Here is a 17,851-nt window from a genome sequence, read left to right as displayed (position 1 = left end):
GCGTCAAGCGCTCATCCAATTTTTTTGTATTTGCTCTGTAGCTCAACGAAGGTCCACTGTCACGAATCCCATGGAAACCAGATCGAAACACAGGCTGTCACATCGAAATCTTCCGATGCTTCTTCTGCAAGCTAGAGAGAAGATGATGCAGAGCTTCCGGCCCCTGTTGACAGCTCACGGCCTCACTGAGCAGCAGTGGCGTGTCATTCGAGCGTTACACGATGAAGGGCCACTCGAGCCCAGGCAGATATGCGACATCTGTTCTATTTCGAGCCCGAGTCTGGCTGGTGTCCTTGCGCGAATGGAAGCGGTAGACCTGATCTGCAAAGAACGTTTCACTACTGATCAACGACGAGTGCTTGTGTCTTTGACCCAATCGAGCATCGAACTGGTCAATCTGATTTCCCTCGACCTTGAGAAGCTGTACGAAGAGATAGAAAAGGTAGTCGGCCCGGCAACTGTTGCGCGTGTCTATCGCGCTGTCGATGAGCTCCTGGAGGGGCTTGAGTCGAACTTCAAAGCGCCACAGGTTACGAAAGAGCCTGTGCGCTAACTCGGTATGAAAGAGATAGTGCAATGCGTGCGGAGCATCGTTCACTCGATTGGCTCTTGTCTAGAAAGCGCATCCGTTGCTTACTAGGCGACCGCTACAGACGCACGACTTGCATGACCATCTTCCCAAGACTGTTCTCTCAAGCCACGAATTGTTTGCCAATCCAAACATGGATCGCCGATGTAAAGCAGCGAAGTGACAATTGTTCTGCGTGTCCGATCTTTGGACTATGGTTCGTCAGATGGACATTGGTTTGATGGTAGACGACCCCGTCGGGCAGTGTCAACCAGGGTGCGCCCCGTGGACGATGGATCCGAAAGATGAGGATCAACCGAGCTTGTTCAGGCCGGATTGTCTTGAGTGCGGGGCTGAAAGTGCGTGTCGCAAGGTAGCGTTTCCCTGCATCGCCCAGTGTGGCATTGAAACGCCAGTAAGGGCTGGCGGGTTTGGAGGCGGAACGCTGGGGTTCTCACCGCGCGAGATTCTGAATCGGTGTGATCGCGATTCCAATTTTGAATCACGGCGGCAGTGATAAATACGCGACTCCCTCGAGTGGAGTCGATCAAGCGTTGAGAATTCAAGCAGCTGTCTGGCGATCCGAGCGCTCGGTCGGCGTGCCGAGTAGATGTGAGAGAGTCTGCGCGTGCCCAATGAGCCGCTCCCCAATTTCTTCGATGCGATCCTGATCCATGCGCACACTTGGGCCGAAAACCCCAATCGAACCGGCGACGCTTCCGCCGTGATCGAAAAATGGCACAGCAATAGCAACAGCGCCAGCAATTAGCTCGTTACGGCTTACTGCGTAGCCCAGTTTTCGAACGGAACCAAGTTTTTTCGCAAGCTCTTTGGGTTCGAATTCGAGACCTTCGCAATAGCTAGCGAGTGCTTCGACTGAAGGATTCATCCAAGCGAGAAGCGCACGACCGCTAGCGCCGCGGACGATTTTTTCGCTGTATCCCACGCCCCTGCGGAACGAAAGCGGCTGAAGACTAGGCATTTCGGCGACACAGACCCGAACAGAGCCTTGTGGCACGAAAAGCGCGACGGTCTCGCCTGTTTCCTCCCAGATCGAACGAAGAACTGGCTGCGCCAGAGCGGCGACATCGAGGCTGGATGACCAAGCCCAAGCGAGGCGTCCTACCGCCGGTCCAAGCCGGAAGCGTTGCGGATCTCCCTCAGCGATTACAAATCCATTCTGCTCGAGCGTGTACAGCAGCCTGTACAACGTGGGGCGGCTGAGGTCGACCCGTTTCAACAACTCCCCAACTGTAAGGTCGCGGTCGCTGTCTCCGAAGGCCAGCAGTATATCCAGCGCCCGTTCAACCGAACGAACGCCGTCCGCGCCTTTTTCCTTTTCTACGACGTCAGCCATTGGTTCTCACAGAAGAGTTCAGCGAATGTCGCCATCTTACCCGTTCGCCTGGTGGACACCAAACATAGGCAATACCCCGCTTGACATCCAAGTTTAAGTTCGTAGAATGGACTCAAATATCACAGGACGGACAAGTACCATCCTGTGACACGAAGGAGACGTTCATGAAAACCCCGCAAAATACCGTCAGTCACCTGATCAATTCGCTGAGAACGCTTGTAGCAAGTGTCAGCGGTCAGATCGCTCAATCAAGCCAGCCCGCAGGCTGCGTGTCAGCACCATCCAAATCCATTTCCGTACCTTTTGTATGTCCCTGGTCTGGACTTGTGGTCGGGTCATGGACGAGCGTCTGAAATCTAGAAAGGAAGTGAAGAATGAGCAAGATCCCCGTTACTTTGCTGTTTTCGGACGGCGTCACACAAAAAATTGAAGTTGAGCCAGGCGGCAAGTTGCTGGACGCGGCGGCGGAGGCCGGTTGGACCCTGCTGACTGACTGTTCCAACGGTCAGTGCGGGACATGCTCCGGACAGTGCGTGTCAGGTCGACTTGATCTGGATGACTACGATCCCAGCGTCCTCCCTGATGACGAACGCGAAGATGGCGCAGTACTCTGCTGTGTGGCACGTGTGAACGAACCCGCCATCGTGGAGTTGCCTTATGAGTCGTCAGAGGTCGGCTCGGGCGAGCCGCCGACCCAGCAGGGAACGGTGGTTTCGGTGGAAAAGATCGCCGAAGAAACGATGCGTCTGGAAGTCGAGGTCGCCGAGCCAGTCTCCTTCCTGCCGGGCCAGTACGTGCGTATGCGTCCGGAAGGGCAAGTGGAGTGGCGTTCGTATTCGATGGCTAATGAAACCGGACAAACTCGCCTCGTGTTCTTTATCCGGATGGTCGAGGGGGGAGTGTTCTCGACCTGGCTGTCGGGTGCGGCGCCGGGAAGCGAAATTGAAGTCAGCGCGCCGCGCGGCAGTTTCTTTTTGAGAGCGGATGCGCGTCCGCGACTTTTCATTGCTGGTGGGACGGGACTCGCGCCATTCCTTGCAATGTTGCGGGCTATCAGGAACGGCGGATATGAATCTGCTCCGACGCAACTTCTGGTTGGTGTTCGCAGTGGCGCCCATCTCTTTGCCCGGCAAGAGCTTGACGCAATCAAAGCGGAGTTTCCCGAACTGCAAATTCATTACGCAGCTGAGAAAGACGCACCTCCGGGTTGCCATGAAGGCTATGGCACCGACCTGATTGCGGGGTTGGGCGTGGACCCGAAAACTCAGGTTTATCTCTGTGGACCGCCACCCATGGTTGAGGCTGGGCGCGAAGCAATTGCAAAGGCGGGGCTGCGGAAAAGCGATGCACTCTGCGAGCGGTTCGCGTAACGCGAGCTGGATCACAAACTTCCAAATCACAAGGTGACAGTATGAATTACGATTCGATGATCGACGCAGATCACGGCATGATCAGCCGTGAGATTTTCTCGGAAAAAGCAGTGTTCGACGACGAACTCGAGAAAGTTTTTACGCGAGCGTGGCTCTTCGTCGGCCATGAAAGCCAGATCCCGAATCCGGGCGACTACTTCACGTCGCGCATGGGCGCCGAGTCGGTCATTCTCGCGCGTGACAAGAAGCAACAGATTCACGTGTTTCTGAATTCGTGCCGCCATCGCGGGATGAAAGTGTGCCAGTACGATCACGGTAATACGCAGCTTTTCACTTGCCCGTACCACAGCTGGAGCTACACGACTGAAGGTAAGCTTTTTGGTGTTCCCCAGTACAAGAATCTGTACCAGGAGTGCCTGCAGAAGGAAGACTGGTCACTGATCGAAGTTGCCAAGATTCACAATTACAAGGGCACGATCTGGGCGACCTGGGATAAAGATGCGCCTGACTTTCTTACCTATCTCGGCGATGCCCGTATTCACCTGGATCTGGCGCTCGACGGTCGCGACGGTTCAGAAGGTGGTTCTGAAGTGTTGATGGGTGTCCACAAGTGGATCATCCCCTGCAACTGGAAGTTTGCGGCGGAGAATTTCCTGGGTGATACATACCACAACGTAAGCCATCGTTCGGTCGACCTGATTGGTATCGGCCCGAGCGCAGAGGCTGGTGTCAAAGGTCGACGCGATAACGAGCTTGAGTACGCGAAGCACGTCTGGGTGAATTTCCCGAGCGGCCACGGCGTTCACAGTGCGATCATGCCGGAGAACACTCCGTTCGTGGACACCTTTAAGAATGACCCGATTGTCGCAGAGTACTTCCGGCACTGTCACGAGGAGCGTCAGCGGCGCCTCGGAGATCAGGCCCGACTCGTTCCGTTTGTGGGCACCATCTTCCCGAACGCATCTTTCCATGGAAAGCAGCCGCGTTCCATCTGCGTATGGCATCCACACGGTCCGCAAGCGACCGAGGCATGGCGTTTCTTCCTCGTGGACAAGGCCGCACCGCAAGAGGTGAAGGACTTCCTGCGCAAGTACTACATGCGGTATTCGGGCCCTGCCGGCATGACCGAGCAGGACGACATGGAAAACTGGAATTACGCTACAGCTGGTAGCCGGGGCGTCATTGCGAAGCGCTATCCGTACAACTATCAGCAATCGCTGGGTACAGCACTACCTGCTGGCGAAGGTCCGGTGGCCGGCAACGTCAGTCTTCAGGTTAGCGAAGAAAACCCGCGTCAGTTCTACCGCCGCTGGCGCGATTACATGAACGGTGCCGACTGGGAAACGCTCCTCGGTCAGCGCGACCATGTAGCAGCAACGGCTGCACAAGGTTAAGGGCATCCGCGATGCCAGTCACTATCGTTACCGGAGGTACCTTCGGACTGGGTCAGACGATCGCTATCGATCTGGCTCGACGGGGTCACAAGGTCGTTGCTTTCGGCCTGCGCAACGCGCAGGTTTCCAGCATGGCCGAAGGATTCGAATCAATCCTCGCTGAAATCGAGAGCAGTGGTCTGTCCGATTCCATTGACGTGCTCGATGTGGATGTCTCGGATGAAAGCGCGGTGCAAGCTGTCGTCGAGCACACGGTGCAAAAACATGGCACGGTCGACGGGCTTGTGAACAATGCCGCGATCGGGCCTCTCGGAACTGTTTTGACAACGGAACCGGCCATGTTCGATCGCATCCTCGCCGTCAATGTGCGTGGAACCTACCTGTGTTGCCGCCACGTGATCCCTCACATGGCAAAGGCCGGTGGGGGATCGATCGTCAACATCGGCTCAGGTGCGGGATATGGCAAGCCGAACATGGCGGCCTACGCCAGTTCCAAGGGCGCAATCCAGGCCCTCACCATGGCCATGGCTTACGACCATTTCGCGGACCGCATCCGTGTGAACCTCGCTATCCCCGGAGGCGGGGGCATCGTATCCGGCATGAGCATTGGTCGGTTCAATGGCGATGAAGCGCTCTTCAAGAGTCGGAACATTTCCGGAACGGTGGCCGGTAGGCCGGTGGATGGGCACGATCTTGGAAATGCCGTGGCGTTTCTTCTATCGGACGAGGCAGCGACGATCTCGGGAACGGTGATCGATGTCGGCTGCTTCTTCCATCAGGGTGGCCCTCTCGGCCGCAAATAACGAATGCATGGATGGAGCAATCAAAATGACCGAACTAGCAACTGAAGTCGAAGCATCACAGCAGCCCAAGGAAGAGCGGATCGTCCGCGATGCCAGGTACTATGAGATCAAGCGCGAGATTGAGGAGCATCTGTACGACGAAGCCGCAATGCTTGATGAGCGGCGCTTTCGTGAGTGGCTTGATACCCTCGCCGAGGATCTCGTCTACTTCATGCCGATGACCTATAACGTCAAGTTTGGTGATCATGAGCGGCGTGAACGGACCCGCATCGAAAAGGATATGAGCTGGTTTAACGAAGGTAAGTGGACGTTGACCAAGCGCGCTGAACAGATTCTGACCGGTGTGCATTGGGCGGAAGAGCCGTTGTCGCGGCTGTGCCGCCTCGTGTCGAACGTGCAAGTCACGGCGATCCGGGACAATGAGCAAGGCGAGCAGGAAGTCAGCGTCTCCAGCCGCTTCATTACCTATCAGAACCGCTGCGAGTACGAGGAATATTACTTCGCTGGCTCGCGCCATGACGTACTTCGCCGTGTCGGCGATAGCTGGAAACTGGTTCGCCGCGAGATCCATCTCGGTCAGACGGTGTTGTTGGCCAAGAACCTCACGATTTTCTTCTAAAGGTAAGCATCATGATTAACTTCATGGATCTCAAGGCTGGTCAACGACTGAAGCTGAAAGAAGGGGTCCTTGCCGAGGTGATTGAAAACCTCGGCGACGGCATCTGGGTACAGGTACGATATCTGGAAGCACCTGACTCTCCCTCGATTGTCGGCACAGAAGAGCTCTGTCATTGCGAGGAAGCCGTTGGGCTTGCCTGAGCGGGCAAGCCGACTTAGCTCTTGAACGACGAAAGCCGCATCGCTATAAACGTTAGCCGGTAAATCCCTCGAAAACATTCTTAGTGGTAAGGGCGGGTCGATACTGACGTATCGACCCGCTGCTGTTGTCTCCATCCCTTCCTCGATCAGCCTTGACGTTCAAGTCGAAGGCGACTCTCTTTGTTGCGCAGGCGCGCGGCCACATAACTATGTCATCCATATCCCACCTTCTCAAAGACCCGACGCTTATTCGGACACAAGCTTTCATCAATGGAAAATGGGTCAATGCGTTCGCAAATGAAAGCTTTGACGTGAGCGACCCCGCAACGGATGCAGTGATTGGTGCGGTTCCTCTGATGGGGGAGGCAGAAACCAAGCAAGCCGTCCTTGCCGCGCATAATGCGTGGCCGATCTGGAAGCAGCGCACGGCGCGTGAACGAGGTGCGGTGCTCAGGAAGTGGCACGACCTTCTGCTTTCGAATATCGACGACCTTGCTGTGATCCTGACGAGTGAGCAGGGGAAGCCGATCGCAGAGGCACGTGGAGAGATCCAATATGCGGCATCCTTTCTGGAGTGGTTCGCTGAGGAAGCGAAACGCGTGTATGGGGATACGATTCCCACACCAGCGAGCGACAAGCGCATCCTGGTAACGAAGGAACCGGTCGGTGTGTGCGCCGCTATTACACCCTGGAACTTCCCTGCCGCGATGATCACGCGTAAGGCCGCGCCCGCGCTGGCAGCCGGGTGCACCATGGTTGTCAAGCCAGCAGAAGCGACACCTCTTACTGCTCTCGCGCTCGCGGTGCTTGGAGAGCGTGCCGGTATTCCGGCCGGCGTTTTCAATGTGGTGACCGGCGACCCGAAAAAGATCGGTGCTGAGTTGACAAGCAATCCCCTGGTCAGAAAGGTCTCATTCACGGGATCGACAGCTGTGGGTCGATTACTCGCGAGTCAAAGTGCTTCCACGTTGAAAAAGATGTCGCTGGAACTGGGCGGCAACGCTCCTTTCATTGTGTTCGAAGATGCCGACATTGATGCGGCAGTGGCAGGGGCGATCGCCTCGAAGTATCGAAACAGCGGACAGACATGCGTATGTACCAACCGCTTTTACGTGCATGAAAATGTCTATGAAGAGTTTTCCACGAAGCTGTGCGCGGCTGTGAGGGATCTCAGGGTTGGCAATGGATTGACAGAGGGAACAACGCAAGGTCCGTTGATCAATGAAGACGCAGTCAAGAAGATAGAGGCTCACATCAAGGACGCGGTAGAAAAAGGCGCGCAAGTTGTCGTGGGTGGCCACCGTCATGAGAAAGGTGGGCGCTTCTTCGAGCCGACCGTGCTCAGGGATGTAACAAAGGAAATGGCAGTCGCGAACGAAGAAACCTTCGGACCCCTCGCGCCCCTGTTCCGCTTTACCTCCGACGAAGAGGTCGTCGCTTTTGCCAACGACACGGAGTATGGGCTCGCTGCATATTTTTTCAGCCGGGACCTCGCTCGCGTCTGGCGGGTTGCAGAGTCACTCGAATACGGCATGGTCGGAATAAACACCGGATTGATCTCAAACGAAGTTGCACCGTTTGGCGGCGTAAAACAGTCTGGAGTCGGTCGTGAGGGTTCGCACTACGGGATGGATGACTACATGGTAGTTAAATACTGGTGCGTGGGCGGCCTCTAATTGCAGTTGAGTAAGCGCGGTTTTATCCCGATTCTATTGGGGTGCCGCGCTACTCGCCGTTGGCTAATAGTCTCCTGGCAGAAAGACGCTCATAGCTGATCGAATGGGTAGCGGCATCGATCGTCTTTCCCGTTTAGGGATTGCTGCGGTTGTTCGTGCGGTAGAGCGTGCGGCGGCAGTCGACGGGCCTTTTCCCCCCGCGATCCCCATTCTAGAACAGGTGATTGATGCCAATCGCCACGCCAGTCTGGTTTGCTCCGGCGACGATTCCAGAACCGAATCCAGCGACGCCGAGGTTTGAGCCGTTATTGTTTTTCACATAATTGATTTCGGCATAAAGGCTCGTTCGCTTGGAGAGCGAGTAGGCGGCATTGACACCGAAATCGATCGGATGTTGACCCGCAGTGGTGATGTCTGTGTAGTACGTTGCGGCAGCCAGGGAAAAAGCCGGAGTGAAGCGATATTGCATGCCCCCGAAGTACATGTCCGAGCGTGCGGCCGTTGCCGGAACGGAACTGTTGAACCACTTGTATCCCGCGAACAGTTTAAGTCCGTTGGCAACCTGGTATGAGGCACCTACCGCAAGTCGCTGCTCCTTATTACTCTGGGTTTCCACAGACGTTCCACGCCGCATATCGTAGGCGACGGCTACCAGAAACGATCCCGTGGCAAATGATGTTCCCAGGCTAGCTTCCTGGCCGACGCGGAACTCACCTGGTACCTGACTGCCGTTCACAATCGTCGCGTCGTAGCCCGTGCTAAACAACGCGTCGACTGTAAAGGGGCCGAGATTGACGAAGTACTTGGCCGAGTTGTCGGCGCGATTGGCAAATTGCGTGTCTTGGGTAGCAAGAGACCAACTGTAGTAGGAAAGCGGATCCAACGGATAGAAATAGTCATAAAGGACTGTCTTTTGCCGACCCAAAGTCAAGGTGCCATAAGGCGACTGGATGCCGACAAATGCCTGACGCCCGAAGAGGCGCCCTCCCTGCTGAAGTGTCCCGTTTGCTACGCTGAACCCGCTCTCAAGCGTGAAAATTGCCTTGTAGCCACCGCCAAGATCTTCGACGCCCTTAAATCCAAATCGGTCCGCCGCCTGGCCACCAGAAAGCATTTGAATTGCGGAGCGATTCTTGCCATCTACATGAGCCGCATTGGTAATGTAGGAGATACCTCCGTCAATGATTCCGTAGAGCGTGACGCTAGATTGTGCGTGTGCTGCAGTAGCGATAACACTTGCCGTGGCGAGCATTGATTGAAGCAAAATAGACGTTCTGATCGATTTCATGGATGTCTCCTGTTTTTTTATAAGTAGAAGTGACGCCTTCAAAAGGAAGGCTGTGCTGTGGCGCAGGATCGTTTGCCACAGCAGGAAAGCAATCAGTTGCTAGCTACCGCAGGGGTGGAATCACTCCTCATCGTCGAGTCGTTAATGGCCGGCGCTTTGCGGAGGTTTACGAAAATCAGAAGCACTGCGCCGCAGACAGGGCCGACGGCGAGTGTTAGAAGAGCCATAAAGAACGAATGCGTAGAGGCGTAGACCTGACCTACGGCGATTGGAGCAATGGCGCTGCCGGATTGCCATACCGCATTCGTGAGGCCAGCTGCCGCCCCCGCAAATTTGACACCGGATGCCTGTGTCACCTGCGCGATGAGTACAGGGGTATAGCCGAAAGCAACCGCTCCGAGGAACGGAGCAACCAGATAAAACTGCAACACGGTCGAACACTGTGCAAACACGAGCAGCATGGCCGAGAAGCAAAGGAGCACTCCGATCGCGAGCAACTTCGTGCGACCGCGCAGTAGGTCGGAACCCCAGCCTAGGAGGGGTTTTGCTATGACGGCGCCGACCCCAAAAAGCGCCGATATCGAGCCAGCAACGACCGGAGCAATGCCATACTGTTTGGTCATCAATGCGTTGCCCCATGCACCAAAACCAACAGTAGCCCACAACGCTCCGCAGCCTGCAAACGCAAGCAGCACCAAGTTGCGGTTCTTAACCAGTTCGCCGATTTCCCGCCGCGAAATGCGGACCGATAGCGCTTTGAGGGGGCTGTCGCGCAGCAGAAGAACGCAGACAATAGCCCATGCGAACGTGACTGCTCCGAGTGCCCGGAATGCAGTCTGCCAACTGAAGGCGGTTGCCAGGCTCGGGACGATCGCGTTTGCTATCACAAGCGCGAGCGAAGTAGCGGTAGAGTAAAGACCGATGGCTCGTCCCCGATCCTTCCCAAACCATGCAGTGATGATCTTCACCCCTGCCGAATAGTCTGCACCGGCCGCGATGCCCATCACGAACTGTACAGCGAAGCCTACAGTCAGGTTACGCGTGAAACTGAATCCAAACGTGGCAATGCCGAGAGGAATCATTGCCCAGACTAGAGTTCGCTTTCCGCCGATGGTGTCGGTGATCAGTCCACCGGTTATGTTAGCCAATACGTAGCCGACGTAAAAGGCAGTGACGAAGGCGCCCAGAAGGGCGACTGAAATACCAAGAGAATGTCCCACGGGCGCGGCAACTGTGCTCCATGCTACGCGATCGACGTAGCTGAGAAGAAATGCTATCCAGACGACGAATAAAACCACCCAACGGTAAGCAGGCGGCTTTGTCTCCGTGATGCTAGCGGTGTCGGTGCACGCGTTTGCGGCGGCGCCGGTGCGGAGTGTCTCCATCTATTCTTCCTATGCGTTCAGCACGCGTATGTGGGTAGGGGGCGTCGTTCGTATGTCTGCGTCGCTCACTCGTGTCTTACCGTGGTTCGATATTGTCCATCAGGCAGACGCACGTCTCATTTTATAGGTGAGTATCGGGCTTGCCGCTTCGGCTGTCACGTCTGGTTTACGAGAATAAAATTCGTATGATGGACATGTTCTTGCTTCGGAGGGGCATCGTCGCAGATAGGCTGTAGTTGAGGACGAGACGGGCCGCCGTGTTGAATCGTTACCTATATCTCGTTACTATCGATTGACCGAACTCGTTTTTTATCAATAAAATGAGATTTAAATCCATCAAGCGAACGAGTGTGGCGGCCCATAAAAGAAGTTGGATCGGCCGCGGGAAATCTTGGCTTGGATGAAACTACGAGCGGCGAGCAAGGGATGACATCGACGGCATTTTCAGTTGCAGATTGTTTTAGCCGTACTTATGCAGAGGCGAGAGGAAAGTTCAGGTCTGCAGCGCATCTGATCGGTGCGAATGTGGTCGCTGACATTCACCCGGAGTTACGTGGGATCGAGGGAGAGGAGCTTGCGATCGATGTTGTCTACATCGGTCCGGACAACCCTTCGCGACTGACGATCGTCACATCGGGTACGCATGGCGCCGAAGGATACTGCGGAAGCGCATGTCAAACGGCGTTGCTGCGTGACAGGCAACTGCTGGATCGTTTCGAACAGGGTTCCGGAGGTCTTTTGCTTGTCCACGCAGTGAACCCCTATGGTTTCTCGTGGATGCACCGTACCAACGAAGACAACATCGACCTGAACCGCAACGGGGTGCAGTTTCCTCTAGTGGACAGGGATGATGCCGATTACCAGCGGCTGGAACGCCTGCTTGTCGGCGAGAGCTGGCCCCGCACGCACGACGAAGCCAACAAGCTCGCCGCTTACTGTGAAAAAAACGGTGGTCTGGCGATGTTGTGGAAAAAGCTGAGTGGCGGCCAATACAGCTATCCGGATGGGCTTTTTTATGGCGGAACTGCATCCTCGTGGAGCATTAACGTCGTTCGGGAAGTTTTGTGCCGATATGCGGGCGGCTCGATGGATGTCGCGTGGATCGACATCCATACCGGTTTGGGTCCTTATGGACATGCGGAGAAGATCTTTCCCGGACGGCAGGAAGATGTTGGGTTCGCCAGAATGCTCTGGGGGAGCGATGTTGTCGACACTTCGAGCGGTCGCTCTGTGTCAGGCGGGGTGTCTGGCTCCGTCATCAAGTTAATTTACGAAGTTTGCCCGTCTGCTCGCGCCGCAATCCTCGGTCTCGAATTCGGCACAGTGCCTTACGACCAGGTAATCGATAGTCTCGTCGCCGATGCGTGGCTGCGCCGGCAACGAGCGCCCACGCCGTCGCAGAGCGCGGGAGTGGCTGCCTTGGTACGCAGCGCCTTCTACTGCGAGTCAGATGACTGGAAGGGAAGTGTGTTGGGTCAGGCGAGGATGGTTTTTTTGCAATGCGCGGTCGGCATGACCACCTGAACCGGTGGCGCGAGAGTGATGAGCCCCACGTTAATTATGTTCCGGCATCTGAGAGAACAGGTTTTAGATGATGGGTATAGGCGGAGTTGCCGGACAGTTTCTGCGCAGAATCCGGCGGCGCAATTTCCGGTCGCGCTTTTGGTCAGTTGATCGAGTTGGGTGCTATGCCGCGGTGCTACAGCCGGCGCAACCAGTAGGCTGCGAAGTTCGTATTTGCTCGGCCGTTTCAGCGAGGACGAAATTGAATTGAGTGCGAGTACCTTCTTGCGACTCTACACCGACTGACAGGAAATTCGGCCGATCGCTCGAATCGAGACGTCGGTTTGATCGGCCGACGTGAGTCGAAAGGCTTGACCCCAATGGAGGTGGTTCTATTTCGAGCTCAACTGCCTCCCGTCACTCGCTGCCCTTGCGCATAACGTGTGTCGCGACGGGATTTAATTTTTTTGAACCAGATAGCAGGAGACAGTCATGCATTCGACCGATGAACAGCGACTTGAACAGGCAGCAGAAACCGCCGCAGACGTCAACCCAAATGCGGCTGCCGAACAAGAAGCGCGTGTTGAACTCGCGTCATGCTACCGACTCTTCGATTGGCTTGGATGGACGGAGCTGATTTTTAATCACATCACCGTTCGCGTCCCTGGAACCGAAGGCGAGACAACGCAATACCTGATTAACCCGTTCGGATTGCACTATTCAGAAGTAACCCCGGAAAACCTTGTCAAGATTGATATCAGCGGCAAAGTGATCGGCCAATCTGATTACGCGGTGAACAAGGCAGGCTTTGTCATCCATTCCGCTCTGCACGCAGCGCGCGAGGATGCTCATTGCATTATGCATATGCATACGACAGCGGGCTGCGCAGTCTCGTGCAAGGAAGAAGGCCTTCGCCACGACAACTTTTACAGTGCCATGCTTTTTGACGACGTTGCGTACCATGATTACGAAGGCGTCACGACAGACTTGAGCGAGCAGCCGCGACTTGTTGCATCGATCGGTACCAGAAACCACGTAATTCTTCGCAACCATGGAATTCTTGCCATGGCGGCTGATCTCCCTACGGCATTTAACAGACTGTGGACCCTTCAGCGAGCCTGTGAGATACAACTTGCATCCGACGCTGGTCACGGCCCAAACCGATCTATTAGTGAGTCAATCCTTCGTGCAGTTCCCGCGACCCGGGTCGGCGGCCGTGCCTCGGTTAACCGGATGATTTTCGACGCGATGGTGCGCAAAGCGGCGATCAGCTTTAGCTAACTTTCACCAGACGTTATTCAGTATCGAGCCGTCGTGGCGAGAAGGTCGCTGTGCGGGGACTTACCAAAGAAGATGCCGGCCGGTCCGTACATGGCAAACTACCCATCAACGTGCCCTTCCTGTCCGGTGAGGCCAGCACAGGAAGATGCTCAGCGATCTCAGTCGTCCCGGCAGGTCTTCTCTGTTGGTTTAGCTTTCTTCATACCTGCGATCGACCGACGGCCGAATGGCCGGTTATCTCGTCTTGCGGGCTTCGCATGCGTCGGTGGCATGTCACCAGCAACGCGATGCGAGCCTTCCTTTAGCTGAATTTGGATGATCTTAACGGCGCGAGCACCAGCCGTGAACCATCACACCTGAATAGTGAGGGTTCTGAGTTCGGTAAACTCGTGAATGGCAGCATTCCCGCCAAATCGACCATAGCCGCTTGCCTTCACCCCGCCAAAGGGCAATTGCGATTCACTCTTCACTGTGGGTGAGTTAATGTGGCATATCCCTGTCTCAATGCGCTGGGCCACGTCAAGCGTGCGGGCAAGATCTCGGCCGAACACAGCGCCAGCGAGGCCATATTCAGTGTCATTTGCGACGCGAATAGCTTCCTCGGCGTTATTGACTCGAACGATGGGCGCGACTGGACCAAAAGACTCCTGATCATAGATGTCCATTCCTGGAGCAACATGATCAAGGACCACGGGTCGGAGGCGAGTCCCGTCGCGCTGGAGCGGGGTGAGCAACTTCGCTCCCTTGTTGATGGCGTCCTGCACCATTGCTTCAACATGTACAGCCGCGTAGCAACTGATGAGACCGCCTTCCTGCGAGAGGTTTGCCGCTTTCAGCACAAGGAGTTCCGCGAAGCGATCGGCAATTTTCGCGTCCACAATAACCCGCTCGGTCGACATGCAGATTTGTCCCTGATTCATGTAGGCGCCGAAGCTGGTCGCAGCAGTAGCTTTCTCGAGATCAGCATCTTCAAGGACGACGATTGGTGATTTTCCGCCGAGCTCAAGCACTGCAGGCTTAAGATATTTGCCAGCGAGGGATCCGATGATGCGTCCGACTTTTGTCGATCCGGTGAAGTTCACGCGGCGCACAGCCGGATGCGCGATCAAAGTCTCAACCGTCAGCGCGGCGTCCTCTGGACGGTTCGTCACAATCCGGACCACGTCGGCAGGCAGTCCTGCCTCGCGCAATACCTCCCCGATGAGCCAATGACTACCAGGGCATGCCTCCGATGCCTTTAGAATTGCGGTATTTCCGCACGCGATGGGCATCAAAACAGCGCGTAGGCCGAGCAGAAGTGGCGCATTCCACGGAGCGATACCGAGCACTACGCCCACGGGCGTCCGGATGGTCATGGCGAAACAGCCAGGGACATCAGACGGGATCGTTTCTCCCCTGATCTGGGTCGTCAGAGCTGCTGCTTCGTTTAATGCACCTATTGCTCCTCGTACGTTGAACTGCGCCCAGGTGACTGATGTTCCCGTCTCCGCAACCATGCAATCTATCAGTCGATCTGAATAGTTTTCCATAACCGCGGCTGCTTTCAGCAACACACTGCGTCGGTCTTTGGGCGAAGTCTTCGACCAGGACGGAAACGCCTTCGCTGCGGCTGCGGCAACAGTGCAAACATCGTCAACGGTTGCAGCTGTGGCAGTAGTTACGGTTTGACCGGTGATAGGGCTTTTAACTTCAAACGCAGGCGACTCAGGGAAAGTAATTGCTCTCATACTTCGCTCCGTGCGTTCTGGTCGCTGTAGCTCTTAACCGTATCGGCGAATCGTGACGATGTAAGACCGCCTTCAGTCGGGATGTCCGCTCCTACAATCCAACCGGACGCCTTGCTCAATAGGAACAGGACGACCGGCGCAATATCGTCCGGGGTCGCTGCGCGCCCAGTTCTATGGATGATGTCAGCGACGTGCGCTTCGCCCATCGACTTACGGAAGTCTTCAAGAATTGGAGTCTGCACAGGACCGGGGCTGACGCAATTCATCCGGATACCAGTGCGGCGCTCCAGCGCGTTCGCCGTTCCGAGCGTCCAGACGACCACGGCTTCCTTGAATTTTCGATATGCCTGGTCACTCATTTCCGGATGAGCTTTGATCCAGGCTTCTGCTTCATCCCAGTCGTCGATCGAGGTAAGTTCGCACAGAGCGGCAGCCCGCTCCCGCCATGCGGACCCAGCCATGCTGGCAAGATTCACGATCGACGAACCTTTTGGCATCTGTGGAACAAGACCGGCTGTGATTGCTTTCAGACCAAGATAGTTCACTCGCCATACGACTTCGTCGGGGAGGGTGCCGGGAACACCAGCTATGTTCGCAAGACCGTTGATGACGATGCTCTTAAGACTGCCGACGGCGCGAGCGATGCTCTCAGGATCAGACAGATCGGCACGCACGAAGCGGAAAACTGGAAAGTCGGGCTCGTCCCGATCAAGTGCGATCAGATTGGCGCCATTTTCGATAAGGAGTTGTGCAGTCCGTCGGCCAATGCCGGACGTGGCGCCGGTCACAACAATGGTCTGATCCGAAAAATCCAGTAATGACATCCTTTTTCTCCTTTCGTGATTGCAATTGATTTGTACGCAAGCGGTATCAGTTAATTTTCCTGATAAATGGAGCTTCTCGCTAAGGAGCAACTTCAGGAATGTCTGGCGCCAATTCTTGCGCGGGTGATCAGCTCAGGTGTGTGCGTCAATAGAGCGTGTTTAATTCTCGTTGACGACCTTTCCCGAAAAGCGTTTGAGAAAAAACACCGCGATGACAGTCAAGGTCGCGCAGAACGCCATGAACGCGGATGGCGCGGCGTTGTTGCCAGTTAGCTTGATCAATGAAGTAGCGATCAACGGGGCAGTGCCGCTAAATATAGTGAAACCGATGTTGTAGGTCACTGCTACGCCAGAGAAGCGCACGCGCGTTGGAAAGAGGTCAGCAATCGCGCTTGCGAACGTCCCACTGGTGAAGCCGCCTGCCAATGCGGCCAGTGACAGGAGAACCGTGAGGTTGATGGAGTGGCTCGACAGCGCGAGATAGAACGGATAGCTGAACAACACCATCAGAAGCGCTCCCGTACCGAGGATGAACCGTCGTGGCATTCGGTCGCTCATGTATCCCCAAAACAGAATGCCTGCCGACAGAACGACAAGCGCGACATTCTCAGCCAGGGCTGCCTGCCTGGCGTCATATTGGAGAACTCTTGCCAGATGCGCGGGCATATGGGCGAACATCAGACCGTTGTAACCAGCAACGGCGGTGGTGGCGCCGATCGCGATCAAGACCGGCTTACCATGTTCTCGAAGTACTTCCCTCAGTGGGTGTTTGGCGGCTGTATGTTTCATTTGCGAAAACTCGCGCGTCTCTTCGAGTTTTCGTCTCATCCAGAAACTGCAAAGCCCGAAGATTCCGCCGGCGATGAAGGGAAGGCGCCATCCATAAGTTGATAGCTCGGCCGAGCTCATCGCATGTTGCACCACGAGATTGGCAACCGTGCCAAAAATAACCCCAAGGTTCACGAAGAAAAACACGAAGGCGCACGCAAATCCCGCACGGTGAGGGACGGTTTCGACAACGTATGTGATGGATCCTGGCATTTCTCCGCCAAGGCAGAAACCTTGCACAAGCCGTAGCGAAATCATGAGCGCTGTCGAAAAAACTCCCCATGTGGCATACGTTGGAATGAAACCCATAGCCAAAGTGGAGAGCGATACCACCATGACGGAAATGATGAATACAGGCTTGCGCCCGAAACGGTCGCCAAAATGACTAAGGATGAGACCGCCGAGCGGTCTTGAAAGGTAGCCGATTGCGAACACGGCGAAAGAAAGTACGAGAGCGACAACCGGGTCCGCCATAGGAAAGAACGCAGAACCAATGTACTGCGCAAAAATCCCGTAGATGATGAAGTCGTAGAACTCGAGCGCCCCGCCAAGACTCGCGAGGATGAGCATCCGCCATTGAGCAAATGTCAGAGACTCCGAGCTGGCTTCTGCTACAGCGGCGTCACTGTTCAAGTTCATTGTGTCTCCATAGGTTTTTTTGGTGAATCGCAAACTCAGAGCATTGCCGTGGAAAGCCAGTGCGGTGCGACTTATCTTCATCTGACGCGGAGCGCCTAGCGTATTTGTTGTCCGCTATGCGGACACAAGTATCACAATTAGAAGTATCGGATGACAGATTGGGACTGTCATGCTGGGGTTTACGTGTGTCCGCAAGGCGGACACTTTGAGTCCGACCGCATCAGTCATTTAGTAGGTGCCCCGGCGAACAGGAACGCATCTCGCAACGTAAGGGTCCGGTGAAGTCACGTTGAAGCTGTGGTCTGCGCATAGGAGCATCGTGTCCATCAAAAACGTGATGGAGACGTGTACACGATGGCGGACAACGATCGGGTTGATGATGAAGTGGT

Annotated in this window: 15 protein-coding genes; 9 read left to right on the top strand and 6 right to left on the bottom strand. The window is 55.4% G+C overall.

Annotated elements, in window-relative coordinates; translation table 11 throughout:
- Positions 1 to 115: 115 nt before the first annotated feature.
- Entirely contained in the window at positions 116 to 553 is a 438-nt protein-coding gene (gene hpaR / locus VOM14_RS23930; protein ID WP_327631238.1) for a homoprotocatechuate degradation operon regulator HpaR, read from the top strand.
- Between the two features lie 577 nt (positions 554 to 1,130).
- On the opposite strand, the gene VOM14_RS23925 is transcribed toward hpaR, so the two are convergent.
- On the bottom strand, positions 1,131 to 1,925 hold the full coding sequence (locus VOM14_RS23925; RefSeq protein ID WP_327631237.1) for an IclR family transcriptional regulator: 795 nt from the start codon (positions 1,923 to 1,925) through the stop codon (positions 1,131 to 1,133).
- A gap of 374 nt (positions 1,926 to 2,299) precedes the next feature.
- On the opposite strand from VOM14_RS23925, the gene VOM14_RS23920 reads away from it, so the two are divergent.
- From VOM14_RS23920 to VOM14_RS23895, 6 genes are all read left to right on the top strand, one after another.
- Positions 2,300 to 3,295, top strand: coding sequence for a 2Fe-2S iron-sulfur cluster binding domain-containing protein (locus VOM14_RS23920; protein ID WP_327631236.1), 996 nt, complete (start codon positions 2,300 to 2,302; stop codon positions 3,293 to 3,295).
- Between the two features lie 41 nt (positions 3,296 to 3,336).
- Positions 3,337 to 4,689, top strand: a complete 1,353-nt coding sequence (locus VOM14_RS23915; protein ID WP_327631235.1) for an aromatic ring-hydroxylating oxygenase subunit alpha — start codon at positions 3,337 to 3,339, stop codon at positions 4,687 to 4,689.
- Positions 4,690 to 4,700: 11 nt separating this feature from the next.
- Complete coding sequence (locus VOM14_RS23910; RefSeq protein WP_327631234.1) at positions 4,701 to 5,492, top strand: SDR family NAD(P)-dependent oxidoreductase; 792 nt, start codon at positions 4,701 to 4,703, stop codon at positions 5,490 to 5,492.
- Positions 5,493 to 5,517: 25 nt separating this feature from the next.
- On the top strand, positions 5,518 to 6,111 hold the full coding sequence (locus VOM14_RS23905; protein ID WP_327631233.1) for a 3-phenylpropionate/cinnamic acid dioxygenase subunit beta: 594 nt from the start codon (positions 5,518 to 5,520) through the stop codon (positions 6,109 to 6,111).
- A gap of 11 nt (positions 6,112 to 6,122) precedes the next feature.
- A complete protein-coding gene (locus VOM14_RS23900) occupies positions 6,123 to 6,311 on the top strand; it encodes a hypothetical protein (RefSeq protein ID WP_327631232.1) in 189 nt (62 codons plus the stop codon).
- Between the two features lie 209 nt (positions 6,312 to 6,520).
- On the top strand, positions 6,521 to 7,987 hold the full coding sequence (locus VOM14_RS23895; RefSeq protein ID WP_327631370.1) for an NAD-dependent succinate-semialdehyde dehydrogenase: 1,467 nt from the start codon (positions 6,521 to 6,523) through the stop codon (positions 7,985 to 7,987).
- A 211-nt stretch (positions 7,988 to 8,198) separates the two neighbouring features.
- On the opposite strand, the gene VOM14_RS23890 is transcribed toward VOM14_RS23895, so the two are convergent.
- Positions 8,199 to 9,275, bottom strand: coding sequence for a porin (locus VOM14_RS23890; RefSeq protein ID WP_327631231.1), 1,077 nt, complete (start codon positions 9,273 to 9,275; stop codon positions 8,199 to 8,201).
- A 92-nt stretch (positions 9,276 to 9,367) separates the two neighbouring features.
- A complete protein-coding gene (locus tag VOM14_RS23885; RefSeq protein ID WP_327631230.1) occupies positions 9,368 to 10,660 on the bottom strand; it encodes an MFS transporter in 1,293 nt (430 codons plus the stop codon).
- 396 nt (positions 10,661 to 11,056) lie between these two features.
- On the opposite strand from VOM14_RS23885, the gene VOM14_RS23880 reads away from it, so the two are divergent.
- Positions 11,057 to 12,184, top strand: coding sequence for a DUF2817 domain-containing protein (locus VOM14_RS23880; protein ID WP_327631229.1), 1,128 nt, complete (start codon positions 11,057 to 11,059; stop codon positions 12,182 to 12,184).
- 471 nt (positions 12,185 to 12,655) lie between these two features.
- Positions 12,656 to 13,444: a class II aldolase/adducin family protein gene (locus VOM14_RS23875; RefSeq protein WP_327631228.1), complete on the top strand. Its 789-nt coding sequence runs from the start codon at positions 12,656 to 12,658 to the stop codon at positions 13,442 to 13,444.
- Between the two features lie 350 nt (positions 13,445 to 13,794).
- On the opposite strand, the gene VOM14_RS23870 is transcribed toward VOM14_RS23875, so the two are convergent.
- From VOM14_RS23870 to VOM14_RS23860, 3 genes are all read right to left on the bottom strand, one after another.
- Positions 13,795 to 15,171 carry an aldehyde dehydrogenase gene (locus tag VOM14_RS23870; protein WP_327631227.1) on the bottom strand — a complete coding sequence of 459 codons (1,377 nt, stop codon included), beginning with the start codon at positions 15,169 to 15,171 and terminating at the stop codon, positions 13,795 to 13,797.
- Positions 15,168 to 15,995 (bottom strand): coniferyl-alcohol dehydrogenase, encoded by an 828-nt coding sequence (locus VOM14_RS23865; RefSeq protein ID WP_327631226.1) that lies wholly within the window; start codon positions 15,993 to 15,995, stop codon positions 15,168 to 15,170. The genes VOM14_RS23870 and VOM14_RS23865 overlap by 4 nt, the downstream gene beginning before the upstream one ends.
- Positions 15,996 to 16,154: 159 nt before the next feature.
- Entirely contained in the window at positions 16,155 to 17,462 is a 1,308-nt protein-coding gene (locus VOM14_RS23860) for an MFS transporter (RefSeq protein ID WP_327631225.1), read from the bottom strand.
- Between the last annotated feature and the right edge of the window lie 389 nt (positions 17,463 to 17,851).

Origin of the sequence: Paraburkholderia sp. MPAMCS5 (assembly GCF_036016995.1) — a bacterium.
GTDB lineage: Bacteria > Pseudomonadota > Gammaproteobacteria > Burkholderiales > Burkholderiaceae > Paraburkholderia.
This window is presented reverse-complemented; position numbering and strand designations above follow the sequence as displayed.